This is a genomic window from Micromonospora sp. CPCC 206060, assembly GCF_036906895.1.
Taxonomy (GTDB): domain Bacteria; phylum Actinomycetota; class Actinomycetes; order Mycobacteriales; family Micromonosporaceae; genus Micromonospora.
Genome location: NZ_JBAKHU010000007.1, coordinates 52,392 through 77,844 on the forward strand (window position 1 = coordinate 52,392; position 25,453 = coordinate 77,844).

The following is a 25,453-nucleotide window of genomic DNA, read 5'->3' on the forward strand; positions in this document are numbered from 1 at the left end:
CCTTGGCGCTGCTGAATCAGGCTGGTTGTCGGGCATGGATCTTCCCTGAATCATGGATCTTTCCTGAATGAGGTCCGTGTTCATGGAGACATCCGGATCCAACGACGAGTCGCCTGCGTCGCCTCGGCGGACGAGCAGGCGCAGCCGAGCGAACAGACCATTTCCGCCCTCACAATCGGTGGCTGTGCGGCTCTGGTTCCCCCTGCAGGTCACGTCCCCCAGTGGCCGGTCGGGCGGTGGCGCGTCGGCGACCACCGGTTGGTACCGTCGGTTCTTCTGGTGGGTACGGCGGTGGAGCAGGACTGCGACGCAGGGGTCAGGCGGTGGTACGGGCCACCGGCGCCGGCAGGTCGACGCGGCCGGCCGTGCCGACGGTGCGGGTGGTGTACCGGTTGATGTCGATCTCCGGCCCGGCGCCGAAGACGTGGGCGGTCAGTCGTGGCGTGCTGGCGTCGTGGTGGGAGTCCTCGTCGGCATGGCCCAGCATGACCACGGGTGTGGTCAGCGCGTCGACCGAGAGCAGCAGGTCGGCGCAGTCGCCTGCCGGGGCCCGGCCGATGGGTTTGGCGGGTACGGGTTCGAAGCCGAGGCGGGTCTTGAACAGGAACAGGCCGGGCTTGGCGACGTGTCCGTAGAGGTTGGGGTCGTTGCCCATGGTCACCTCGGGATAGCCACGCCTGCGGGTCTCCTCGAAGGCGTGCAGGTAGATCACCCGGGCGAGGCTGTGTTCCCGCCAGCGGGCCTCGACGGCGGAGAAGAGCAGCCACACCGAGTTGTCCTCCGGGAACTCCCGGCACAGGCAGCCGCCGACCAGTTCACCGTTGTCGTAGGCGAACACGCCGAAGGTCCTCGGGTTGTCGATCATGCCGTCGCGCAGTGAGCTGGCGAACGAGAAGCCGAAGCGCATCCCGTTGACCCGGTTCTCGTACAGGGTGAGGAACGGGTCGAGTTGGTCGGTGCTGAGCGTCTGGTGCACCTCGACGTGCACGTTGGCGCTGGCCGCCCGGTCGATGGCCCGGCGCAGGTCCTGGCGGGCCTTGCGGGCGAGTCGGGCGGCGTAGTCGTCGACCGAGCGCGGGGTGGGTGCCCGCCAGCTCAGCCAGATCGGCTTGCGGATGAACCCGGCCCGGGCGAGGTCCGCCCAGGTGTCGCGGGGTGGGTCGGGAACCCGGATGAGGGCAACCGGGGGTAGGTCGCCGGCGCGGTGTGCGGCGAGTGCCTGGTGCGCGTCCGCTTCGGCGATGGTGAGCCCGTAGTCGTCTCGAACGTGCATGTCGTTGGCGCCTTCCGCAGTGCTGACCGGCCGCGTGGGGACCGGGGATGTGGAACTGTCGAGGGTGTCGGGACATCGACTGGTCTGTCAACGTGGGCCGTGCCGGGCGGCACGGCCGGGGGCAACGGGAACGGTAGCGGCCCGGTTGCCGCGGTGGTGTTCACGTCCGGGCCGGGTCGGCGGTGGTGGTGGCCATGGTGGGCGGCGGTTCGTCCAGGCGGCGCCACCGGGCGGGGCGCAGCACCAGGGTGAGCGCCACCAGCAGGTACAGCAGTCCGGTCAGGGCGATCGCGGGGGTCAGCCCGAGTGCGGATGCGGCCCAGCCGCCGAGTACGCCGCCGATCGGGATGCTGGCCCAGGAAACCGCGGTGGCCAGTCCGAACATCCGGGCCTGCAACGGTGGCGGGGTGCGTTCCAGGATGGTGGCGGCGATGATCGGGTTGACGGAGGCCAGTGCGATGCCGGAGACGAAGGTGATGGCGACCACCACCAGCAGGTCGTGGCTGAACGCCATGGCCAGGAAGCGGGGCGCCCCGCCGACGAGGAATCCGATCGTGAAGGTGAGGTAGCGGGGCAGGCGGTTGGCGGCGATGGCGAAGCCGATGTTGCCGACGACCGCGCCGAGGGCGAGCGCGCCGCTTATCGCGCCGAGCGCGGCCGGGTTGTCGACCACCTGGTCGACCCAGACTGGGATGTAGACGGCGACGCTGGCCTGGTTGAACAGGTTGATGACGAACATCATGGCGAAGATCCCGACGGCGACCTGGTCGGAACGCAGGTGGCGCAGTCCGATGCCCAGCGCCTTCAGGTACGGTTCCCGCTCCGCGGCGGCGGCGGTGTGGGTGGGCCGTCCGATGGACGCCGGGATCAGCGCCGTCACGACGGCGGCGGCCACGGCGAAGGTCGCCGCGTCGATCAGGATAGCCTGGGTGATGCCGAACCAGGCGATGATCACGCCGGCTGCCGGTGCGCCGACGAGGATGCTCAGCCGGTGCAGGCCGTCGTCGATGGCGCTGACCCGCGCCATGGAGACGCCCGACGCGGCGATGGTGGGATGCGCCATCGCCCGTTTGGCGTTGTCGCCGAGACCACGTAGGACGCCGATGAGAGCAACCTGGGCGAGCAGTGTGGTGAACCCGAGGTGGTAGGTGGCGGCCAGCACCAGCATGCCGGCGGCGCTGGCCAGATCGGCCGTGATGGAAACCCGGCGGGCGCCCAGTCGGTCCACCAGGGGTGGGCCCAGTGCGCTGATCAGTACATAGGGCAGCATCTCGGCGGCGGCGACCAGGCCCATCCGGGTGGGGCTGCCGGTGCTGACCAGGACCAGCCAGGGCAGGGTCACCGTGGACACCCGGGTGCCGGTGTCGGAGATCGTCCCGGCGGTGAGCAGCCCGACGAGGGCGACCCGGGACCGGGTGGGCACCGTCACTCCCGTGGACCGACTGCCGTGCCGGTACGGGCGAGATGGCGGTCACGCAGTTTGCGCTTGTCGACCTTCCCGTAGCCGATCATGGGCAGTGCGTCGACGAACTCCACCTCACGGGGGGTCCAGATGGTGTTGAGCCGCTCGGTGACCAGGTCGCGGAGCTGTTCGGGGGTGACCGTGGCGCCCGGTACGGGCACGACGAAGGCGTACACCGCCTCACCATAGGCGTCGTCCGGTACGGCGATGACGGCCGCGTCGTGGACGTCGGGGTGGGCGGTCAGGACGTCCTCGATCGGCCCGGGGTAGACGTTGGTGGCGCCGGGACCGGTGATGATGCGGTCCTGCTCGCGCCCCACCAGATAGAGGTAGCCGTCCTCGTCGAGGTATCCGGTGTCCCCGGTGCGCAGCCAGCCGTCGACCAGTGTTCTGGCGGTCAGCTCCGGCTGTCCCCAGTACCCGGCCATGACCAGCGAACCGGAGATCCACACCTGACCGTGCTGCCCGGGCGGCAGGTCCCTGCCGGCGTCGTCCCGGATGGCGATGCGCATGTCACCGTAGGCACGTCCGCAGGAGCGCAACAGGTGGGGCCGGCTCGGGTCGTGTTCGTCGCCGTTGAGTTCGGTGATCAGGGGCGCCTCGCTCATCCCGTAGGCGACGCGCACGATGGGTCCGAAGCGGTCGAGTGCCTGGGTCAGCCGGGCGGGGGCGACGGTCGAACCGCCCACGCTGATCATCTCCAGACTGCTCAGGTCGGTCCGGCCGAGCAGCGGGCAGTCCAGCATCTCGTACAGGCGGGGTGAGGCGCCGTTGGTGCTCGTGATGCGTTCCTGCTCGATGAGGGTGAAGAACTGCGTGACGTCGAAGGAGTCGCACATCACCTGCGTCCCACCGGTGAACAGCATGCCCATGACGCCCAGTTGCGAGCTGACGTGCCAGAAGACGCCGTAGTAGAGGTGGCGGGTCGGGCGGCCCTCGCCCGCCCACCGGGCGGCGAGTTCCAGAATCGTCTGGAACAGCAGGTTGCGGTGGTGGACGAGTTTGGGCCGTCCGGTCGTGCCGCTGGTCTGGAACAGGGAGGAGGGTTCGCCCATGGTGTCGGCCGGTTCCAGTGCCACCCGGGGTGCCTGCCACAGGTCGGTGCCCAGGGTGCCGGGGCCGAGGCTGAACACGGCCGGGGACTCGGCCTGGCGGGCCAGTTCGACGCCGGCCTCGGCGTGGGTGCGGGGGTCGTACACCAGGGCGTCCGGGCGGGCCTGGCGGAGGAAGTCCAGCTGGTGCTCCACGGGTGCGTGGGCCACCCAGACGGACCGGCAGCCCAGCAGGTGCAGGGCGAAGTGCAACATGACCACGTCCGGGTGGTTGTTGGCGACCACCGCCACCGCACGGCCCGCACGTATCCCCTGCCCACGCAGGGCCTCGGCCAGGTGCTGGATGCCGTCCCGCAGGTCGGTGTAGGTCAGTCGGCGGTCGGAGTACACGATCGCCTCTGCCGGACCGTACTTCTCGAACAGCGCCAACGCCTGCGGGACGTAGTTGATGGATGCAGCGGTTGGGGTGTGCACGGGGCGATCTCCTCGGGCCGGACGCTCGGTGTGGGGTCAGGACGGCTCGGAGCCGAGCCGGATGGCCTGCGCGACCTGCTCCCGGCGCAGCTTGTCGACCTCGTCGGCGACGGTCTCGTCCTCGGCCATCAGCCGGTCGAGGTTGGCGTCCTGGTAGCTCAGTACGCCCATGTCGGCGAAGGCCCGCTGCAGTTTCGGGCCGAACAGGCCGATGTCCTTGAGCGTGGGCACGATCCGGGAGAACAGCTTGGATCGGAAGTACTGGTAGTGCTCGGAGTCGCGCATGAAGGCCATGCACTCGGCGGCGTCGAGGTCGAGTGCGGTCCAGACCTCCTCGCCGACGAAGCGTTGCTGGAGCATGTGGCAGGCCTCGATGCAGAACTCCTCACGTTCGTCGCGCTCGGCCTGGGTCAGCTCGGGGTAGTAGTCGCGCAGGGCCAGCCGACCGAAGGCCACGTGACGTGCCTCGTCCTGCATCACGTAGGCGTTGAGGGCCTGGGCGAGTGGTTCCTTGGAGTAGTCGCGGATCTGACCGAACGCGGCCAGCGCGAGTCCTTCGATGAGAACCTGCATACCGAGGTAGGTCATGTCCCAGCGGGAGTCGGAGATGATGTCGTTGAGCAGGCTCTTGAAGTACGGGTTGATGGGGTAGGCGAACCCGATCTTGTCCCGGAGGTAGCGGGAGTACACCTCGACGTGACGGGCCTCGTCCACCACCTGGGTGGCGGCGTAGAACTTGGAGTCGATGTCCGGTACGGTCTGGACGATCTTGGCAGAGCAGATGAGGGCGCCCTGTTCACCGTGGAGGAACTGGGAGAACTGCCACGAGTTCATGTGCAGCCGTACGTTGGCTTTTTCTCTTCTGTTAAGTGACTGCCAGGTACGTGACCCGTAGATGGCGACCGATTCCTCCGGTATGCCCATCGGATCGTCGTGATCTATCTCGATGGACCAGTCGAGTCGCTCCGCCGCGTTCCACTGCCGCTCCTTGCCCTTCTCGTAGAGAGTGAGCAGTTTGTCCCGGCCCTCGTCGTAGTCCCAGTCAAAAACGGTCGTGTTCCCTGCCTTGATGTGCCAGCCCGTCTGGTCGACAGGCAGGGCGTACAGCCGGGTGCTCAATGATGCCTCCACCTCATAAATAGCTACGGTTGATTATGAATTCAGGGACGTTTGTCGGGCACTGGGGAGTTCCCTAGGGTTGCCGCGATCCTCGGGTCGGGACCCTGCGCAGGGTGCGGCTTTTGCGGCGAAAACTTACTCACAGTTTCCAATCACAATCCTGCTAATGTCTATTGCGGATCGGACCGGGCATCAGAAGATGGGAGTCGATCTGATATGACGGGTGCCAGGGTTCAGCGGCGACAGGACGGACGTTGCGGGCGTGCGTCGGGAGAGTGGTGCTGATGACCCCGTTCGTGGGACGTGACACCGAGATGACGGTCCTGCGGGGGGCCCTGGAGGCGACAGGTCGAGCGGGAGTCCGGGTCGTGGCGGTGACCGGCGATCCCGGTATCGGGAAGACCCGGCTGCTCAGCGAGTTCGGCGAGGTCGCTCGTCGCCGGGGCGCCCGCGTCCTGTCGGGCTCGGCCACCCGTGGGCACCGGTCACCACCCCTGGCCCCACTGCTCGACGCGCTGGTCGACGGCGCCCGCTGCAACACCGGGCAGGTCGATCCGGGCGACGCACCCGCGGACAGCAATGCTTCCATCCACCTGGTACGTGACCTCGTCAACCGGGCGGGCGACGCGGACGCCAACCGGCTCGTCGTCCTGGTCGACGACATGCACTGGGCCGATGAGGCGACCGTCGCACTGCTTGCCCAACTGGTGCGCTCCCCGTCGCCGATGCCGCTGCTGGTCGTCCTCGCCTACCGGCCCCGCCAGGCACCGGTACGGCTGCACACGGCACTGGTCGGCGCGCCCGGAGACGAACGGGTGCGCGAGATACCACTCGGGCCGGTCACCGAGCAGGACGCGCAGACGCTGCTCGGTAGCCAGTGCGGTGGACCGTGGCGGTGGGCCCTCTACCGGCACAGCGGCGGCAATCCGTTGCACCTGCATGCCCTGGCCGCCGCCGCCACCGGGTTGTACGACACCGCGTCGGTGGTCATCGGCGAGTTGCCCGTCGCGTTGCGGATGAGGCTGGTCGGGGAGCTGGAGGCCGCCTCGCCGCTGGCGCGTACGGTCCTCGACGCGGCGGCGGTGGCGGGCGAGGTGTTCGAGCCGGCCCTGGTGGCCCAGATCGGCCAGTGCAGCGACATCGAGGTGCACCGGGCGCTGGACGAACTGGCCGGTCTGGACCTGGTCCGCCCGGTCGCCGGTGACCGGCTGATCGGCTTCCGGCACTCCGTGGTGTGGCGGGCGGTCCACGACGCGGTCAGCCCGGGCTGGCAACTGGCCGCGCACGGCCGGGCCGTGGCCGCGCTGTACCAGCGCGGCGCCCCGCCGCAGGCGCTCGCCCCGCACGTGGCCCGAAGCGCCCGTCCCGGCGACCTGGCTGCGGTGGCGGTGCTGCACCGGGCTGCCTTGGTGGTGCAGACCCACGCCCCGGTCATCGCGGTGCACTGGCTGCGGGTGGCCCTGCGGCTGCTGCCGCACCAGCCCGACCACGACCGGCGGCGCGTGGTGCTGCTGGTCCGGCTGGCCCAGCTCGCCGCGGTCACCGGGGATCTGGCGGGCAGCCGCAACACCCTGCACGAGGCGCTCAGACTGCTGCAACGCCGACCGACCACCCGCCGGGCGCACGCGGTGTCCCTCTGCGTCATGGTGGAGCTGGCGCTGTCCCGACGGGCCGAGGCGGGTGCGCTCGCCCGGGCGGAACTGGCCGCACTGCCCGCCACGCAGAGCATCGGACGGGCCATGCTCGCCTTTGAACTGGCCTGTCTGGAGCTGGCCGCCGGTCACGCCGACGCCGCCCGCGACCTGGCCGCCGTGGCGTACACCGCGGCCCAACAACACGGGGTACGCCCGGCGGAGGCCACCACGCTCGCGCTGCTGGCGGTGGCGGACACCGCCGCGCTGGACATGCCCCCCGCGCGTCGCCGGCTCGATCAGGCGGTCAACCTGCTGGACGCGATGCTCGACGGCGAGTTCGTCCGCAGCCTGCGGGCCGCCGCCTGGGTGATCGAGGCGGAGATCCTGCACGAGCGTTTCGACGACGCGGTACGCCACCTCGACCGGGCGGTCGCCGCCGCCCGGCACAGCGGGCACCTGCTGCTCCTGGCCCGCCTCCAGGCCGCCCTGGTGGTCGCGTTGCAGGCCCGGGGCAGACTGCCGCAGGCACAGGAGTGCGTGCAGCAGGCGGTGGAGGTGGCCACCGTGGTGGGCGGCGAGCGGGAGATCGCCGTGGCCCGCACCCTACAGGCCTGGATCGACAGCCAGGTCGGGTCCGCCGAGGGCCCACCGGAGGTCGACGCCCTGCCGGTGCTGTCGGATGGACCGTACGCGCTGCTGGTCCGTCGGCTGCAGGTGGAGATCGGTCTGGCCGGCAGTGACCCGGCCGGATACCTGACCCGGGCGTGCCCGGGCGACAGCGACCGGCTGCCGGCGTCCGACCTGTGCTCGCAAATCAGCTGGTGTGAAGCGATGACCCGGGCGGAGCTGGCCGCCGGCCGGGCCGAACGGGCGGCGCATTGGGCCGACCGGGCCGCCGCGGTTGCCGCCGTGTTCGACCTGCCGGGTCACACCGGTCTGGCGCTGCTCGCCCGGGCGCACGTGCTGGCCGCCGAGCACCCGGCACGGGCGGTGGCCGCCGCGCAGGTGGCGGCCCGGGAACTGGCCTCCGCCGGCATGGTGGTGGACGCCGCCCGGGCGCGCATGGTCAGCGTCGGACCGTTGGCCGCACTGGGACTGGTCAACGACAGCTACCGGGAGGTCAAGGCGGTCCAGGCCGCGTTCGAGGCGTGTGGTGCGCACCGGCTGGCCCGGCAGGCCGTGCTGGAGCGGCGCCGGCTGGCGGCGCGCGCATCACGCCGTACCCGGCCGGACGAGTCCGCCGACGTGGTGGGCCTGGACCGGCTCACCCGGCGGGAGCGGCAGGTCGCCGCCCTGGTCAGCCAGGGGCTGACGAACCGGCGGGTGGCGCAGGAGCTGTTCGTGACCGAAAAGACGGTGGAGATGCATCTGGCGAACATCTTCGCCAAGCTCGGGGTGTCCTCCCGGGCTGCGGTCGCCCGTCTCATCGGTGCCACCGGGCACCCGGTCGATGCGGCGGTGCCGGCCGGGGAGGTGGCGGCGACCTGAGGACGCGCTTCACTGTCGGGTGGTGGCGGCTCGCCCGCCCCGCCCGACCGGCGTGCCGTGCGCCGCCGGGCGACCTGCGCCACGACGGATCACAGCGGGATGTTGCCGTGCTTGCGGGCCGGCAGGATGACCCGCTTGTTGCTCAGGGCACGCAGGGCGCGGACGACCGTGGGCCGGGTCTCCGACGGCAGGATCAGGTCGTCGACACAGCCGTGCTCGGCCGCCCGGTAGGGGGTGAGCAACTGCTCCTCGTACTCGTGGATGAGGGTCTGGCGGGTCAGCGCCGGGTCGTCGGCCTCAGCGAGGGTGCGGTGGTGCAGCAGGGCGACCCCGCCCGTCGCGCCCATCACCCCGATCTGCGCGGTCGGCCAGGCGAAGCAGAGGTCGGCGCCGAGTTCCCGGGATCCCATCACCGCGTACCCGCCACCGAAGGCCCGCCGTACCACGATGGTGATCTTCGGGATCGTCGCCTCGATGTAGGCGAACGCGAGTTTCGCACCCCTGCGGATGATGCCCTGGTGCTCCTGGGCGGTACCGGGCAGGTAACCGGGCACGTCGACGAGGGTGAGCACGGGGATGTTGAACGAGTCGCAGAAGCGGACGAACCGTGCGGCCTTCTCGGCGGCGTCGATGTCGATGGCGCCGGCCAGATGCAGCGGCTGGTTGGCGACCACGCCCATGGGGGCGCCGTCGACGCGGGCGAAGCCGCAGATGATGTTGGGGGCGAAGTTGGGGTGCACCGTCAGCAGGTCGCCGTCGTCGACGATTCGCCTGATCACCTCGTGCATGTCGAACGGGGTGGTGGCCCGGTCGGGTACCAGCGTGTCGAGTTCCCGGTCGGCGTCGGTGGGATCCAGTGGGGACACCGGTGGCCAGACCGGGGCCGGGTCGAGGTTGTTGGCCGGCAGGTAGGACAGCAGGTCCCGGACGTAGTCGATGGCCTCGGCCTCGCTGGCCGCGGCGTAGTGGGCGTTCCCGCTGCGGGTGGCGTGCACCGTGGCGCCGCCGAGGGCCTCCAGGCCCACCCGCTCGCCGGTCACCGCGCGGATGACGTCCGGGCCGGTGACGAACATGTGCGAGGTGTTCTCCACCATGACCACGAAGTCGGTGAACGCCGGGGTGTAGACGGCGCCACCGGCACAGACACCCATGATGAGGGAGATCTGCGGGATCACCCCGGAGGCGGTGACCATGCGCCGGGCGACCTCGCCGTACGCGGCCAGGGCCAGCACTCCCTCCTCCACCCGGGCGCCGCTGGAGTCGTTGATGCCGATCACCGGGCAGCCGACGCGCATGGCGTGGTCGAGTATCTTGCAGACCTTGGCGCCGAAGACCGCCCCCGCGCTGCCACCCCGATGGGTCGCGTCGTGCGCGTAGACGCACACCTGACGACCGTCGACGGTGCCGTAGCCGGTGATGACACCGTCGCCGGGTGGCTGCGGCCCGGCGTACCCCTCGATCTCCCGGCGGGCCAGCCGGTCGGTCTCCACGAACGAGCCGGGGTCGAGCAGCGCCAGGATCCGCTCCCGTGCGGTCATTCGGCCCCGGGCGGCCAGCCGGCGGGCCGCCCGGGGTGAGCCGGGCTGGTCGGCCTCGGCGCGCCGGCGGCGCAGCTCGGCCAGCTTCTCCGCGGTGGTCGGGGTGTGCAGGTCGGTGATGGTGCCGTCGGGGCGGCCGTTGGCCCGGTCCGGTTCCATGACGGCGGTCATCGGCGGGCGTCCGTACGCGGCGCGGTCATTTGCGGGTGTCCTTGACGATCTCGCCGTTGCGGACGACGAGGACGACCCGGTCCGGGTCGTCGAACAGGTGCGGCTCGGCCAGCGGGTCGAAGTCCACGGCGACGAGGTCGGCGAGCTTGCCCACCTCGACCGACCCGATACGGTCGGCGACCCGCATGATCCGGGCATTGACCGAGGTGGCCGAGACGATCGCCGCCATCGGGCCCAGGACGCGGGCCTTGAGCACGAGTTCCAGCCCGCGCCGGTTCTGCTCCGGGCCGATCAGGTCGGAGCCGGAACCGACCAGCACGCCGGCTTCCCGGGCCAGCAGCAGGGCGTCGACCATGCGCTGGGCGGTGTCGCCGACCCGGTCCCGGATGCCGGGGGCGAGTCCCTGCCGCTCGAAGTCGGTGCGCATCATCTCGGCGATGGCCAGGGTGGGCACCAGGTGTACGCCGTGGGCGGCCATCATCGCGGCGGTCGCCTCGTCGATGCCGGTGCCGTGCTCGACGCAGCCCACGCCCGCCTGGACGGCGTTGCGGATACCGGCACCGTTGTGGGCGTGCACGGTGACGTAGGTGTTGCGGGCGTGGGCCTCGGCGACGGCGACCGCGATCTCCTCGACGGTGTACTGGGTGTCCTCCAACGAGTCGGACACCGAGATGACCCCGCCGGTGACGGCCATCTTCAGGAACGACGCGCCCTGGCGGAAGCACTCGCGGGCGGCCCGGCGGACCTCCTCGACGCCGTCGGCGTTGGGGGTCATCCCGGTCAGGCCGCGTACCGAGATGGGCGACGGGCCCGCCGGTGCCAGCGGTGAACTCAGCCGGCCGTGACCGCCGGTCTGGGACAGCGCGACGGCGGCGGCCCAGATGCGGGGGCCGGGTACCAGCCCCCGTTGCACCGTACGCAGCACCCCGAGGTCGAGGCCGCCGCAGTCCCGGATCGTGGTGAACCCGGCGGCCAGGGTCTCGCGGAGGTTGCGGAAGATGTCGGCGGCCCGCTCGGCCACCGACAGCTCCCCGTTGACCATGGCGCGTACGTCGCTGGAGTAGCCCACGTGGGTGTGCGCGTCGATCAGCCCCGGCAGCAGGGTCAGCCCGCTCAGGTCGACCAGGTCGGCACCGTCGGCCGGGACCCGGGTCCCCACCTGCGTGATCCGGTCGGCTTCGACGCGTACGGCCCGGCCGGTCACCGGGTCGCCGCCGAGCCCGTCGATGAGCGTCGCACCGGTCAACAGCATGGTCATGCGGGCGTGTCCTTCCGGGTGGTGTCGGGTGGGGTCGGGTCGGGGCGGTCCGGATCGGCGTCCGGCGGTGCGGGCAGGGCCCCGCCCCGGGCGAGGAAGCCGAGCATCCGCGCGAACAACGCGGCGTCCAGCTCTGGTGGCCGGGCCAGGTCGGCCGGCAGTGCCGCCCACACGTTGTCGCAGCGCATCCGGGGCATGTCCCGGTCGGGGGTGTCGCCGAGCATGGCCATCAGCGGGGCGAGGGTGTTCGACGTCTCGTCGGCCTCGATCTGCGCGGTGAGCTGGTGGCGCCACCGCTGCCAGTCGACGCTGGGTACCCGGTAGCCGCAGGTCCGCAGGTGGGTGAAGATGTCGTTCCAGTCCAGCGGGTCGGGGTTGACCGTGTGGAAGGTGCCGCCGAGGGTCTCCGGGCGCAGGGACAGGGCGACCACGGTGCGCGCGACGTAGTCGACGCTGGCGGCGGCGAAGGCGTACCGGCGGGTGGGGGCCAGAGCGAGGTCGACGCAGCCCTGGATGACCTTGGTGACGTAGTCCTCCCGGTTGGTCGCGCCGGTGCGGCTGTCACCGAGCACGGCGCCGGCCCGGTAGACCGAGACGGGTACGCCGCGTTCCCGGGCGATGTCGATGAGACCCTCGGCGACCCACTTGCTCTGGCTGTAGGCGGTGTCGTGGCCCACCGGTGGCGGCAGGGGGTCGTCCTCGTGGACCTGTCCGGCGCCGTTGGCGACGGCTCCGGCGAGTACGGCCAGGGTGGAGATGTGGTGCACCGGGGTGGGCCGGCCCCGGGTGGCCAGCCGCAGCACCTCCTCGGTGCCCCGGACGTTGGTGGCCTTCAGCGATCGGTAGGGGCGGACGAAGTTGACCCAGGCGCCGCAGTGGTAGATCGCGTCGACCTCGTCGGCGAGCGCGTCGAAATCGGCCGGTGCCAGGCCCAGTCGGGGTCTGGCCAGGTCGGCGGGGATGACGCGCAGCCGGTGCGCGGGTGGCAGCGGCAGACCGTACGACGTCAGGGCGGCGTGCAGGCGTTCGGTTCCTTCGTCGGGGTTGGCGGCCCGGACCAGGCAGACGATCTCGGCGCTGGTCTGCCGGGCCAGTTCGGCGCAGAGGAAGGCGCCGACGAATCCGGTGGCACCGGTGAGCAGGACCACCCCGGGGGGTCCGGTGCGGGCCGGCGCGTCCGCGTCGGGGGTGACCGCCGGGTCGAGGACGACCTCGGCGGTCAGGTCGGGGCCGTTGCCCTGCACCTCGATCAGCGGTCGCCCGGACACGGTGGCCTCGATCAGGGCGGCCAGTCCGGCGACGGTGGGGCTGGCCAGGACGTCGCGGGCGGTGAGCTGGGGTGCGCCGAGGCGGCGCAGCTCCCGGGCGGCCTGCGTGATCATCAGGGAGTGCGCGCCGCAGTCGAACAGGTCGTCGGTGACGCTGATCCGGTCCACGCCGAGCAGGTCGCACCACACCTGGGCGACCTGGCGTTCCCGCTCGGTGCGGGGGCCGAGGTAGCCGTCGTCCGGCGCGTCGGCCAGGTCGGCGGTGCCGGGGGCCGGGTCGGCGGTGCCGGGTGCTGGGTCGACGGTGCCGGGGGTGTCGGCCGGTCCGGGGTCGGGCACGGTGGCCGTCACGCCCGGCTCGACCCAGTAGCGGCGACGCTGGAACGGGTAGCCGGGCAGGCTGACCCGCCGGGCGGGACGTGCGGTGTGCAGCGCCGGCCAGTCCACGGTGACGCCGGCCTGCCAGAGCCGACCCACTGCGGCCATCAGGTGCGCGGTGTCCGGCAGCCGGTCGCGGGGGTGACCCAGCGAGGCGACCGCGGTCGGGGTGGGGGCGAGCCGCTGTGCGGGTACCAGCGCGGTCAGGGCCCGCCCGGGCCCGACCTCCAGCAGCACCCGGTCGGGTGCGGCCAGGACGGTACGCACCGCGTCGGCGAAGCGTACGGGCTGGCGCAGGTGCCGCGCCCAGTAGTGCGGGTCGGTTGCCTCCTCGGGGCGGATCCAGGTGCCGGTGACGCAGGACACGAACGGGGTGCGCGGTGGGCGCAGGTCGCAGTCCTTGACCCGGGCGGTGAACTCGTCGAGCACCGGCTCTACCAGCCAGGAGTGGCTCGCCACCGGCACGTTGATCCGCCCGCAGTCCACGCCCCGGTCGGTCAGCAGCCGGTCGAGGGCGGCGATGTCGTCGTCCGGGCCGGCGACGACGGTGAGCTCCGGCGCGTTCACCGCCGCGATCGACAGCCGCTCGTCGAGCAGCTCCGCGACCTGTGTCTCGGGCAGCGGTACGGCGAGCATCCGGCCCGGGGCCAGCCGGGCGAACAGCTCACCACGGGTGTAGGTGATGGCGAGCGCGTCGCCGAGGGTGAACACGCCGGACAGGCACGCGGCGACGTACTCGCCGAGGCTGTGACCGAGCATGGCGACCGGTTCCACGCCCCAGGACATCCACAGTTTCGCCAGCGCGTACTCCACGGCGAACAGTGCGGTGACCACCCCGGGTCCCTCGGCGCGGCCGAGCGCGCGTCCCCGCTTCGACCCGGCACCGTCGGCGGGGAACAGCAGCGCGGTGAGGTCGACGCCGAGCCGGTCGCGCAGCAGCGCCGCGCAGCGGTCGATCTCCGCCCGGAACACCGGCTGACTGCGGTAGAGGTCGGCGCCCATGTCGCGGTGCTGGTTGCCGCCGCCGGGGAACATGAACACCGCCCGGTGACCGGTGTCGGGGGGGGTGCGGGTGACCAACCGGTGCGGATCCTCCCCGCGCAGCACGGCCACCAGGTCGGGCAGGTCGGCGCAGGCGGCGAAGCGGCGTACCGGGAAGCTGCGCCGGCCGTCCTGGAGGGTGAAGGCCACGTCGGCCAGGTCGAGGTCGGGGTGGGCCTCCAGGTGGTCGGCCAGCCGGCGGGTGGCGGCGTCGACGGCGGTGCGACTGCGCGCCGACAGCGGTACCAGCTGCCAGCCGGCGGGCGCCGGGGCGGCCGGGTCGGGGACGGGCGGTGGCTGTTCCAGGACCACGTGGGCGTTGGTGCCGCCGACGCCGAAGGCGCTCACCCCGGCGCGGCGTGGTCCGGTGCCGGCCGGCCAGGCGGCGGCGCGGGTGGGCACGAAGAACGGTGAGGAGTCCAGGTCCAGGCCGGGGTTGGGCGACCGGAAGTTGACCGTCGGTGGGATCTGTCCATGCTGGACGGCGAGGGCGGCCCGCATCAGACCGGCGGCGCCGGCAGCGGCGTCGAGGTGGCCGATGTTGGCCTTGACCGAGCCGAGGGCGCAGAAGCCCTGCCGGGCGGTACCGGCGCGGAATGCCTGGGTGAGCGCGGCAACCTCGATCGGGTCGCCCACCTGGGTGGCGGTGCCGTGTGCCTCCAGGTAGCCGATGCTGCCCGGGGAGACCGCCGCCAGGGCGTGCGCGGCGGTGATGACGCGGGACTGCCCGTCGACGCTCGGTGCGGTGAAACCGGCCTTGACCGCGCCGTCGTTGTTGACCGCGCTGGCCCGGATCACCGCGTAGATGTGATCCCGGTCGGCCAGCGCGTCGGAGAGTCGGCGCAGCACCAGGGCCACGGCGCCGTTGCCGGGTACGGTCCCGCCCGCGTCGGCGTCGAACGGCCGGCACTGCCCGTCGGGGCTGAACACCCCGCCGTAGGCGTGCGAGTAGCCGGCCTTCAGCGGCAGGTTGATCGCCACCCCGCCGGCCAGCGCCAGATCCGACTCGTAGGTCAGCAGGGACTGGCAGGCCAGGTGGGTGGCGACCAGCGAGGTCGAGCAGGCGGTCTGTACGGTCAGCGCCGGGCCGTCCAGGTCGAGCAGGTACGCCACCCGGGTGGCCAAAAAGTCCTTGTCGTTGAAGATGCGGGCCAGGGGTGCCATCGCCGAACGCTGGAAGCGGGGGTTGGTGGCGAGGTTGGCCGTCAGGTACTTGTTCATGAACATGCCGGCGAACACGCCGACGGCGCCGTCGGTGCGGTCCGGGGTGTGGCCGCTGTCCTCCAGAGCGGCCCAGGCGGTCTCGCAGAAGACCCGCTGCTGCGGGTCCATCGTCTCGGCCTCGGCGGCGTTGTAGCCGAAGAACTCCGCGTCGAAGTGGTCGGCGTCGTCGATCACCGCGCCGGCCGGGACGTACTCGGGGTCGGCGAGCAGGTGCGGGTCCACGCCGGCCGCGCGTAGCTCCTCGGGGGTGAACCGGGTGATCGAGGTGACGCCGTCGAGCATGTTGGCCCAGAACCCGTCGACGCTGTCGGCGCCGGGTACCCGGCAGGCCATGCCGATGATCGCGATCGGTTCGACCCCGTCGGTCGGATCGGCGTCCGGGGTGGTTCCGGTGCTGTTCAGGTGCGCGGTCACGGTCGGTCAGCTCCTTCGTCCGCGGCGCGGGCCGGCGGCGGACAGGGCGGCGGCGCGTCGTCCGGCGGCCTGGCGGGTCCCGGCCAGCGCGTCGGGGCGGTCGCCCGTGGTGGAGCAGGCGGCGGCGAGCGTACGTACCGACGGGTAGCGGAACAGGTCCACCAGGGACACCCCGGTGACGTCTCGGGCCAGCAGCCGGGCCCGGGCCTGTACCGCCAGCAGCGAGTTGCCGCCGAGTTCGAAGAAGTTGTCGTCGAGACCGACCCGGTCGCGGCCGAGTAGTTGCGCCCACACCTCGGCGATGGTCTGCTCGATGTCGGTCCGGGGTGCCAGGTAGCGGGCGGGCTCGGCGGTGTGCGGGTCGGGCAGCCGGTTACGGTCGATCTTGCCGTTCGGGGTCAGCGGCAGGTCGTCGAGGACGGTGATGGTGGCCGGCACCATGTAGTCGGGCAGTGCGCGGGCCAGGGCGGCCCGCAGTGCCGCCGGGGTGGGCGCCGGGTCACCGGTCCGGGCCGGGCTGTAGTACGCGGCCAGGCTGCGATGCGCGCCCGTGCCCCGTACCACCACCGCGGCGGCGCGGACGCCGGGCTGTGCGGCCAGCACACTCTCGATCTCGCCGAGTTCGATGCGGTGGCCGTGGATCTTCACCTGGTGGTCCAGCCGGCCGAGGAACTCCAGCGTGCCGTCGGGGCGCCAGCGGGCCAGGTCACCGGTGCGGTACAGGCGGGAGCCGTCGGCGGCGAACGGGTCGGGGATGAAGCGTTCCGCGGTCAGGGCCGGGCGGCCGTGGTAGCCACGGGCGACGCCGGGGCCACCGAGCAGCAGCTCACCTGGCACGTTGACCGGGGTGGGGCGCAGGTCCGCGTCGACGACGTAGGCGCGGACGTCGGCCAGCGGGTGGCCGAGCGGCACGGTGGCGCCGGCCGGCTGGTCGCTGGTGACCCGGTGGGTGCTCGCCCAGACGGTCGCCTCGGTGGGGCCGTACATGTTGTGCACGTCGCCGCCCACCAGGTCGGCGAGGTCGGCGCCGAGTGCGGCGGGCAGCGCCTCCCCGCCGACGAGCAGCCGGCGCAGGTCACGCAGCGCCTCGCGGGTGGCGGGGTCCTCGGCCAGCACACCGGCCAGCGACGGGGTGCACTGCAGGTGGGTGACGCGGTGGCGGCGCAGTTGCGTGGCGACGGGCTCGTCGGCCAGCGCCACCCGGCGGCGCTCCTCGCTGATGTCCCGGGCGGTACGCAGGTGCGGCAGGGCGGCCAGGACGTGGTCGTGGTCGACGCCGAAGTCGATCAGGCAGGCGACCTCGTCCACCTCGATCGCCTTGAGCCGGTCCACCAGATCGGCGGCGGCCTCGGGGGTGCCCAGCAGGGCGGCGGTGTCGAAGAACCGGTCGAAGGCCTGCCGGACCAGCGCGTCGAGTTCCTCCTCGGGCAGGTTGTGGAAGTCGCTGCTGCTCCCGGACACCGCGCCGAGACCGGAGAGCAGGTCGAAGGAGCTCTTCAGGTACCCGCACAGCGGCTCGCGTACCAGCTCGCGTACCTGCTCGGCGTCGGTGCCGAGGAAGGTGTGCAGCATCAGGGTGACGTGACCGGAACCGGCGTGACCGGCCTCGCGCCAGGCCCGGCGGTAGATGTCGATCTTTTCGCCGAGTTGTTCGACGGAGTGCCCGAGCAGGTGCGTGAGCAGCCCGGCGCCGATCTCACCGGCCATCCGGAAGGTGTCGGGGCTGCGTGCGCTGGTGACCCAGACGGGCAGCTCGGGCTGCACCGGTGGCGGGTACACGCGCACGCTGACCTGGTCGCCACCGGGACGCGGGCGGCTGACCGCCTCGCCTCGCCACAGCCGGCGCACCTCGTCGATGCCCTCCAGCATCAGTTTCTTCCGGTCGGCGTACCGCTCCGGCGCGAGGACGAAGTCGTTGGGCTGCCATCCGGAGGCGACCGACATGCCGATCCGCCCGCCGGAGAGGTTGTCCACCACGGCCCACTCCTCGGCGACGCGCAGCGGGTCGTGCAGCGGTACGACGACACTGCCGGCCCGGATCTGCACCCGGTCGGTGATGGTGGCGATGGCGGCGGCGGTGACCGACGGGTTCGGGTAGAGCCCACCGAAGTCGTGGAAGTGCCGTTCCGGGGTCCACACGGCGGTGAAGCCGTGCCGGTCGGCGAAGCGGGCCCCCTCGACCAGCAGCCGGTACCGGTCGTCGGCGGCGCCGCCCCGGTCACCGCCGAAGTAGAACAGGCTGAAGTCCATCGGCCGGGTCTGCACCTCGGCGGGTACCGGGGCACCGGTGGCGGTCGCGGCGCCGGAGGTGGGTTCGTCGCCCCGGATCACGACCTCGAAGCCACGGGTGAGGGTCCACAGCAGTTCCAGCACGGAGATGTCGAAGGAGGCACTGGTCACCGCCAGCCAGGTCGGCCCGGCCGCGTCACCGTCACCTTCCGGCTGGGACGTGTCCCGGTCACCCTTCGGCTGGAACGTGTCCCGGTCACCGTCGGCGTCCGGGCCGAACTCGCGGTCCATCCCGGCGAAGAAGGTACCCACGTTGCGGTGGGTGACCAGCACGCCCTTGGGCCGGCCGGTGGAGCCGGAGGTGTAGATGACGTAGGCCAGGTCGTCGGCGTGCGACGGCCGGCCGGCCGACACCGACGCCGTGGGTGACGCCGTGGGCGATGGCAGGGCCGCCGTCCCGGTGGGGGCCGGGTCGGCCGGCGGTGTGCCGGGGGCGACGGTGGTGACCGGCAGACCGCCCAGGCGGCCGGCGAGGTGGTCGGTGGTGACCACGACCCGGGTACCGGAGTCGGTGACCATGAAGGTGAGCCGGTCGGCCGGCAGGGCGGGATCCAGCGGCAGGTACGCCCCGCCGGCCTTGAGGATGGCCAGCAGGGTCACCACCAGGTCGGTGCCACGGTGCAGCAGGACACCGACCGGCACGTCCGCGCCGACGCCGTGGCCGCGCAACGTGGCGGCGAAGCGTTCGGCCCGCTCGTCGAGTTCGCGGTAGGTCAGCCCGGGCCGGACGCCGGGCCCGGCGTCCCGTACGGCGACCCGGTCGGGGGTGCGCCGGGTCTGCGCGGCGATGAGGTCGTGGACGAGCACGTCGCTGTGGCGGTCGACGCCGGTGGCGGTCCACTCGGTGAGCAGCTGGTGGCGCTCGTCCGGGGTGAGTACGTCCAGCTGGCCGACCGGGGTGTCCGGGCGGGCCAGGGCCGAGGTGAGGACCTGACGGAAGCGGGCGGCCATCCGTTCGGCGCTGTCGGGGTCGAACAGGTCGCTGCTGTACTCCAGGCGGCCGGTCAGGTCCGGCCCGCGCCGGGTGAGGGACAGGGTGAGGTCGAACTTGGCGGTGGCGGTGTCGCCGGGGACCGGGGTGACCGTGCAGCCGGGCAGGGCCAGCCCTGCGGCGTCGGTGTCGTGGTAGCTGAACAGCACCTGGAACAGCGGGTTGTGGGCCAGGTCCCGGCTCGGGTGCAGCTCCTCGACGAGCTTTTCGAACGGCAGGTCCTGGTGGGCCAGGGCGTCGCGGGTCTCGTCGCGGGTCCGCTCGACCAGCTGCCGGAAGGTCGGGGCACCGGTGAGGTCGATGCGCTGCACCAGGGTGTTGGCGAAGAAGCCGATCAGCGGCTGGATCTCGGCGCGCTGCCGCCCGGCCACCGGCGAACCGACGACGACCTGCGGCGTACCGGTGTGGGCCTGTACGACGACGGCGAAGGCGGCCAGCAGCACCGCGAAGGGGGTCGCGGCGGCCTGCCGGGCCAGCGCGGTCACCTGCCCGGTGACATCGGGGTCGAGACGCAGGTCCAGGTGCGCGCCCCGGTAGGTCTGCGTCGGCGGGCGGGGCCGGTCGGTGGGCAGGCTGGCCAGCAGCGGTACGTCGGCGAGCCGGTCCCGCCAGTGGCCGACGAGCCGGTCGAGGGTGGCACCGGTGAGGTGTTCGTTCTGCCATTCGGCGAAGTCGGCGTACTGCACGGGCAGGTCGGAAAGCTGCTGACCGGCGTACGCGGCGCTCAGCTCCTGCTCCAGGATGGCCAGCGACCAGCCGTCACAGACGATGTGGTGCACGGTGAGGCACAGCCAGTGCTCCTCCGGGCCCAGCCGCAGCAGGGTGGCCCGCAGCACCGGCCCGTTGACCAGGTCGAACCGGGTACGCGCCTCCGCCTCGGCCAGGGCCGCCGCGTCGGCGGCACCGGCGACGTCGCGTACGGTCAGGGGTGCCTCGGCCGCCGGCAGGATGACCTGTCGGGGTTGGCCGTCCACGGCGCGGAACACGGTACGCAGCGCCTCGTGCCGCTGCACCACCGTGGTCAGGGCGCGTTGCAGGGCGGCGACGTCGAGCGGGCCCCGGATGCGGTAGCCCAGCGGGATGTTGTAGACCGGGTTGTCCGGGTTGAGCTGGTCGAGGAACCACAGCCGCTGCTGCGGGTAGGACAGCGGGTGGCTGCGCTGGGCCAGCCGCTGGGCCAGGTGCTGGGCCAGCAGGGCCCGCCGGGCGTCGGTGCCGGTGTCACTCATCGATCCGCCTCGTTGTCCGCGAAGTCGTGCAGCAGTTGGTCGACCTGCTCGGGGGTGAGCTGGTCGATGTGCTGCAACAGGTGCTCCATCTGCTGCCAGCTACCGGATGCGATGCCGCCCGGCCCGGCCGGCTCCCCGGTGGGCGTGCCGGTGTCGAGGGCGGCGACCAGGCAGGCGACGGTGGGGGTACGCAGGAAGCGGGCCAGTGCCACGTCGGCGCCGAACGTCTCGTTGACCCGGGCCACCAGCCGCATGGCGAGCAGGGAGTGCCCCCCGAGGGCGAAGAAGTCGTCGTCGAGGCCGACCTGTTCGAGCCCGATCAGGTCGGCGCAGATCGCGGCGACGGCCCGTTCGGTGTCGGTCTGCGGTGGACGGAAGGCGACCTGCAGGTCAGGGCGTTCGGCCTCGGCGGCCGGCAGGGCCGCCCGGTCGAGTTTGCCGTGTTCGGTGAGGGGCAGGGCCACCAGTGACACGTACGCGGCGGGCACCAGGTAGGGCGGCAGCCGCTCGGCGAGCCAGGCGCGCAGCTCCGTGGCGGTCGGTTCGGGCCGGCCGGCGGCGGGCACGACGTAGGCGACCAGGCGCCGACCGGCGGGGGTGTCGTCGACGACGACGGCCGTGCCGGCCACGGCCGGATGGTCGAGCAGGGTGTTCTCCACCTCGCCCGGTTCGATCCGGAAGCCGGAGATCTTGACCTGGTTGTCGATCCGGCCGAGGAACTCCAGGACCCCACCGCTGCGCCAGCGCACCACGTCGCCGGTGTCGTAGAGGCGGGAGCCGTCGGCGGTGAAGGGATCGGGGACGAACCGCTGCGCGGTCAGTCCGGGCCGGCCGGCGTAGCCCCGGGCGACCCCGGGACCGCCGAGGTAGAGCTGACCGGGTACGCCCTCGGGCACCGGACGCAGTTCGTCGTCGAGTACGTACGCGGTGGTGTTGGCGATGGGGCGGCCGATGGGTACCGAGGTGGCCTCGTCGGGCAGGTCGGTGATGTGGTGCACCACCGCGAAGGTGGTGGTCTCGGTGGGGCCGTAGCCGTTGAGCAGCCGGGCCGGGGCGTGCGGACTGCGCAGCAGCTGGCGGATCCGGACCGGGTTGAGCGCGTCGCCGCCGACGAGCAGGTTGGTCATGGTGGCGAAGCTGTCCGGTCGGTGCGCCATCACCTCGTTGAACAGGGCCGAGGTGAGGAACATGCTGGTCACCGCGAGCTGGCGCAGCTGCTCGCCCAGGTGGCCCGGACTCAGGACGGTGTCGCGGGGGATGACGCAGACGGTGCCGCCGTGCAGCAGGGCGCCCCACACCTCGAAGGTGATCGCGTCGAAGGACGCGTCGGCGACCTGGGCGATGCGTTCGTGCGGCCCGAACCGCACGAAGTCGGTACCACAGACCAGGCGCAGGATCGCGCGGTGGGCGACGACCACCCCCTTGGGTCGTCCGGTGGAGCCGGAGGTGTAGAGGACGTAGGCGGCGCTGTCCGGGCGGGCGGCGGGCTCCGGGGCGCCGTCGGGCAGGTCCGTGGGGCCGACCTGCGGATCGTCGACGGTGACCACGTCCACGTCCACGTCACCGGCGGGCAGCAGACCGGCCAGGTCGGCGCGGGTGACCACGAGCCGGGCCCCGGAGTCGTCCAGCAGCCAGCGCAGCCGTTCACCGGGGTAGCCGGGGTCGAGGGGGACGTAGGCGCCGCCGGCCTTGAGCACGGCCAGGAATGCGGTGATCAGGTCGCTGCCGCGTTCGAACAGGACACCGACCGGGGTGTCGCAGCCGACGCCCCGGTGGCGCAGCAGCCGGGCCAGCCGGTTGGCGCGGGCGTCGAGTTCGGCGTAGCTGAGGGTCTGCCCGTCGTACTCGACGGCGGGGGCGTGCGGTCGCCGGGCCACCTGCTCGGCGAACAGGTCGGGCACGGTGCGGTCGGCGGGGAAGGCGGCGGCGGTGCGGTTGTACGTGTGGACGATCCGGGTCTGCTCCTCGGCGCTGAGCAGCGGCAGCCGGCTGACCGGCTGGTCGGGGTCGGTCATCGCCGCGTCGAGCAGCCTGGTGTAGTGCGCGGTCATCCGCCGCATGGTCGAGGAGTCGAACAGGGCGGTGGCGTACTCCCAGATCAGGGTGATCGGGGCGGCGTCGTCGCGGTGGCCGTGCCCGGCGTGCTGTTCGGCGCGCGGCAGGACCACGATGTTCAGGTCGGTCTTGGCGGTGCCGTTGTGCCGTTCCAGGACGCTGCCGGTCAGCCCGGCGAAGGCCAGCTGCGGCATGGGGGAGTCGTGGAAGCTGAACATGGTCTGGAACAGCGGGTTGCGCGCCGGGTCGCGGACCGGTTCGAGGGCCTCCACGAGCCGGTCCAGGGGTACGTCGGCCCACTCGTACGCGGTTGCGGCGCGGGTGTGCACCCGGCGGACCAGTTCGGTGAAGCCGGGGCGGCCGGACAGGTCGACCCGCAGCGGCAGGGTGTTGACGACCATGCCGATCATGCGTTCGGTCTCGGCGAGTCGGCGGTTGGCCACGCCGCTGCCGATGATCATGTCGTCCTGGCGGGCGTACCGGCCGAGCAGGGTGGCGAAGCCGGCGAGCATGGTGGCGTAGAGGGTGACCCCGTGCCGGCGGCTGTACGCGCGCAGCCGCTGACACAGCTCGCCGGGCAGCTCGATGCGCAGCGCCGCGCCGGTGAAGCTCTGGGTCAGCGGGCGGGGCCGGTCCAGGGGCAGGGCGAGCTCGTGCGGTGCGCCGGCCAGTTCCCGGGTCCAGTGCGCCAGGTGACGGTCGAGGGCCGCGCCCTGTATCCAGCCGCGCTGCCAGAGCGTGAAGTCGCGGTAGCGGCAGGCCGGTGCCGGCAGGTCCGAGTCCCGGCCGGCGGCGTAACTGCCGTAGAGGCTGGTGAGTTCGTCGATGAAGACGGCGAAGGACCAGCCGTCGTGGACCAGATGGTGCTCGACGTGGACCAGGGTGTGGTCGTTGTCGGCGTGGCGGATCAGCGCCCACCGGGCCAGCGGTGGGCTGGCCAGGTCGAACGGTTCGCGCAGGTATCCGGCTACGGTCTGCTCGGCCCGCCGGCTACGCTCCGGTTCGTCCAGCATGGACAGGTCGACCAGCGGGAGGTCGATGGCGCAGTGGGCTGCGGTGCGCTGCTCGGGGCCGTGCGGGCCGGCGACGAAACCGGTGCGGAAGACGTCGTGGCGGCGGACGATCTCGTTGAGCGCGGCCTCCAGCGCCGCCGGGTCGAGCGGCCCGCGCAGCCGGATGGTGGCCTGGGCGTGGTACGCCCGGTTGCCGGGGTCGAGCTGGTCGAGGAACCAGATCCGTTCCTGCGGCAGGGACAGCGGCACGACCGCGTCGGGATCGGCCGGGGTCAGTGGCGGTGGGGCGGGTGCCCGGTCGGTGTCGTCGGCATCGTCGAGCGCGGCGGCCATGGCGGCGACGGTGGGGGACCGGTAGATGACCCCGACCGGCAGCTCGCGGCCGGTTTCGGCGCGGACCCGTGCGGCGAGCCGGCCGGCCATCAGCGAGTTGGCGCCGAGGGCGAAGATGTCGTCGTGCACCCCGAGGCGGTGACCGGCCGGCGAGCCGGTGGGCGGCGCGGCATCTGGTCCGGTGCTGGTGTGGCCGAGCAGGTCGGCGACGAACCCGGCGAGGAGCTGCTCGGTGCCGGTGCGCGGGGCGGTGACGGTGGCGGTGAGGCCGGCGCTGGCCCGGTCGGGCTCGGGCAGGGCGGACCGGTCGATCTTGCCGCTGACGGTCAGCGGCAGCGCGTCGAGGGTGACCACCACGTCGGGTACCAGGTAGGCGGGCAGCCGGTCGGCGAGGAAGGCGCGCAGCCCGGCCGGGTCGTGGTCGCTGGCGGCGTAGCCGACCAGTCGGGTGGCGTCGCCGGAGCCCCGGGCGACCACCACCGCGTCGGTGACGGCGGGATGCTCGGCCAGTACGGCGGCCACCTCGTCCGGTTCGACCCGGTGCCCCCGCAGTTTGATCTGGTGGTCGATGCGCCCGAGGTAGTCGAGCGTCCCGTCGGGGCGGCGGCGTACCTGGTCGCCGCTGCGGTAGCGGCGTGCGCCGGGCGGGCCGTCCGGGTCGGGGATGAACCGCTCGGCGGTCAGTGACGGCCGGGCGTGGTAGCCCCGGGCGACGCCGGCTCCGCCGATGACCAGCTCGCCGATCTCGCCGTCGGGTACCGGCCGGCCGTGCGGGTCGACCACGGCGACGTGGACGCCGGTGACCGGTACGCCGATGGACGGCCGCCGGCCGTCGGGGTGTACCTGCGCCAGGGTGGCCCAGACGGTGGCCTCGGTGGGGCCGTAGGCGTTGAACATGCGCCGGCCGGGGGCCCAGCGCTGCACCAGCGCCGCCGGGAGCGCCTCACCGGCGCAGACCAGCATCGCCAGGTCGGGCAGGGGTTCGTCGGGCAGGGTGGCCAGCACCGACGGGGGCAGCGTCAGGTGACTGATCCGCCGGGTACGCAGGGTGGCGAACAGGTCCGGACCGGGGGCGATGGCGGCCCGGTCCGCCAGGACCAGGGTGGCGCCCGTCGCCAGCGCCATGGCGGTCTCGAACACCGAGGCGTCGAAGCTGGACGGGGCGAACTGGAGGACCCGGTCACCGGGGCCTACACCGAAGGCGTCGGCCTGGGCGCGGATGAGGTTGGCCAGGCCGCCGTGGCTGAGTAGGGCACCCTTGGGGCGCCCGGTAGAGCCCGAGGTGTAGATCACGTAGGCGAGGTGCCGGCCGGTCGGAGGCTGCGGCAGCGGGTCGGGTACCGGCCCGGACTCTGCGGCGGCCTCGGCCGGATCGATGCGGCGTACCCGCCCGGACGGCAGCCGGTCCATGGTGTGCGCCTCGGCGACGACCAGGTCCACGCCGGAGTCGGTGAGCATGTAGGACAGCCGCTCGGCGGGGTAGGACGGGTCCAGGGGTACCCACGCGCCGCCGGCCAGCAGGATGCCGAGCACCGCGACGACGGATTCGGTCGAGCGGTCCAGGGCGATCCCGACCGGTACGTCCGGTCCGACGCCGTGGCGGCGTAGGTGGACCGCCACGCGGTGGGCGCGTGCGACCAGGTCGGCGTAGCTCAGCGACCGGTCGGTGGACTCCACCGCGACCGCGTCGGGGGTACGGGCGGCGTGTGCGAGGACCGCCTCGTGGAACAGCACGGATTCGCCGGGCAT

General features: G+C 72.4%; 10 protein-coding genes. 1 reads left to right on the forward strand and 9 read right to left on the reverse strand.

Annotation, left to right across the window (positions count from 1 at the left end; genetic code table 11):
• Positions 1 to 316: 316 nt before the first annotated feature.
• From V6U90_RS08470 to V6U90_RS08485, 4 genes are all read right to left on the reverse strand, one after another.
• Positions 317 to 1,273, reverse strand: coding sequence for a GNAT family N-acetyltransferase (locus V6U90_RS08470; protein ID WP_334432983.1), 957 nt, complete (start codon positions 1,271 to 1,273; stop codon positions 317 to 319).
• A gap of 160 nt (positions 1,274 to 1,433) precedes the next feature.
• Complete coding sequence (locus V6U90_RS08475; RefSeq protein WP_334432986.1) at positions 1,434 to 2,696, reverse strand: MFS transporter; 1,263 nt, start codon at positions 2,694 to 2,696, stop codon at positions 1,434 to 1,436.
• Positions 2,697 to 2,698: 2 nt separating this feature from the next.
• Entirely contained in the window at positions 2,699 to 4,261 is a 1,563-nt protein-coding gene (locus tag V6U90_RS08480; protein ID WP_334432988.1) for an AMP-binding protein, read from the reverse strand.
• A 36-nt stretch (positions 4,262 to 4,297) separates the two neighbouring features.
• On the reverse strand, positions 4,298 to 5,380 hold the full coding sequence (locus V6U90_RS08485) for a ferritin-like domain-containing protein (RefSeq protein WP_334432990.1): 1,083 nt from the start codon (positions 5,378 to 5,380) through the stop codon (positions 4,298 to 4,300).
• Positions 5,381 to 5,664: 284 nt separating this feature from the next.
• Here V6U90_RS08485 and V6U90_RS08490 point away from each other — a divergent pair, with 284 nt between their 5' ends.
• A complete protein-coding gene (locus V6U90_RS08490) occupies positions 5,665 to 8,502 on the forward strand; it encodes a helix-turn-helix transcriptional regulator (RefSeq protein ID WP_334432993.1) in 2,838 nt (945 codons plus the stop codon).
• Positions 8,503 to 8,591: 89 nt separating this feature from the next.
• On the opposite strand, the gene V6U90_RS08495 is transcribed toward V6U90_RS08490, so the two are convergent.
• From V6U90_RS08495 to V6U90_RS08515, 5 genes are read right to left on the reverse strand one after another with little or no spacing between them, the layout of a single operon-like run.
• Positions 8,592 to 10,211: an acyl-CoA carboxylase subunit beta gene (locus V6U90_RS08495; RefSeq protein WP_334432995.1), complete on the reverse strand. Its 1,620-nt coding sequence runs from the start codon at positions 10,209 to 10,211 to the stop codon at positions 8,592 to 8,594.
• Positions 10,212 to 10,236: 25 nt separating this feature from the next.
• Positions 10,237 to 11,469 carry a metal-dependent hydrolase family protein gene (locus V6U90_RS08500; protein ID WP_334432998.1) on the reverse strand — a complete coding sequence of 411 codons (1,233 nt, stop codon included), beginning with the start codon at positions 11,467 to 11,469 and terminating at the stop codon, positions 10,237 to 10,239.
• Positions 11,466 to 15,794, reverse strand: a complete 4,329-nt coding sequence (locus V6U90_RS08505; protein WP_334433000.1) for a type I polyketide synthase — start codon at positions 15,792 to 15,794, stop codon at positions 11,466 to 11,468. Before V6U90_RS08505 ends, V6U90_RS08500 begins: the two co-directional genes overlap by 4 nt.
• 6 nt (positions 15,795 to 15,800) lie before the next feature.
• The gene (locus V6U90_RS08510; RefSeq protein ID WP_334433003.1) at positions 15,801 to 20,303 is read right to left on the reverse strand and encodes a MupA/Atu3671 family FMN-dependent luciferase-like monooxygenase; all 4,503 of its coding nucleotides are present in this window, start codon (positions 20,301 to 20,303) and stop codon (positions 15,801 to 15,803) included.
• Positions 20,300 to 25,453, reverse strand: coding sequence for an amino acid adenylation domain-containing protein (locus V6U90_RS08515; RefSeq protein WP_334433005.1), 5,154 nt, complete (start codon positions 25,451 to 25,453; stop codon positions 20,300 to 20,302). The genes V6U90_RS08510 and V6U90_RS08515 overlap by 4 nt, the downstream gene beginning before the upstream one ends.

Excerpts from the sequence above, each read along its gene's own strand:
- V6U90_RS08500 (WP_334432998.1), bottom strand. The coding sequence starts at position 11,469 with ATGACCATGCTGTTGACCGGTGCGACGCTCATCGACGGGCTCGGCGGC.
- V6U90_RS08490 (WP_334432993.1), top strand. The coding sequence starts at position 5,665 with ATGACCCCGTTCGTGGGACGTGACACCGAGATGACGGTCCTGCGGGGG.
- V6U90_RS08510 (WP_334433003.1), bottom strand. The coding sequence starts at position 20,303 with ATGAGTGACACCGGCACCGACGCCCGGCGGGCCCTGCTGGCCCAGCAC.
- V6U90_RS08495 (WP_334432995.1), bottom strand. The coding sequence starts at position 10,211 with ATGACCGCCGTCATGGAACCGGACCGGGCCAACGGCCGCCCCGACGGC.
- V6U90_RS08515 (WP_334433005.1), bottom strand. The coding sequence starts at position 25,453 with ATGCCCGGCGAATCCGTGCTGTTCCACGAGGCGGTCCTCGCACACGCC.
- V6U90_RS08470 (WP_334432983.1), bottom strand. The coding sequence starts at position 1,273 with ATGCACGTTCGAGACGACTACGGGCTCACCATCGCCGAAGCGGACGCG.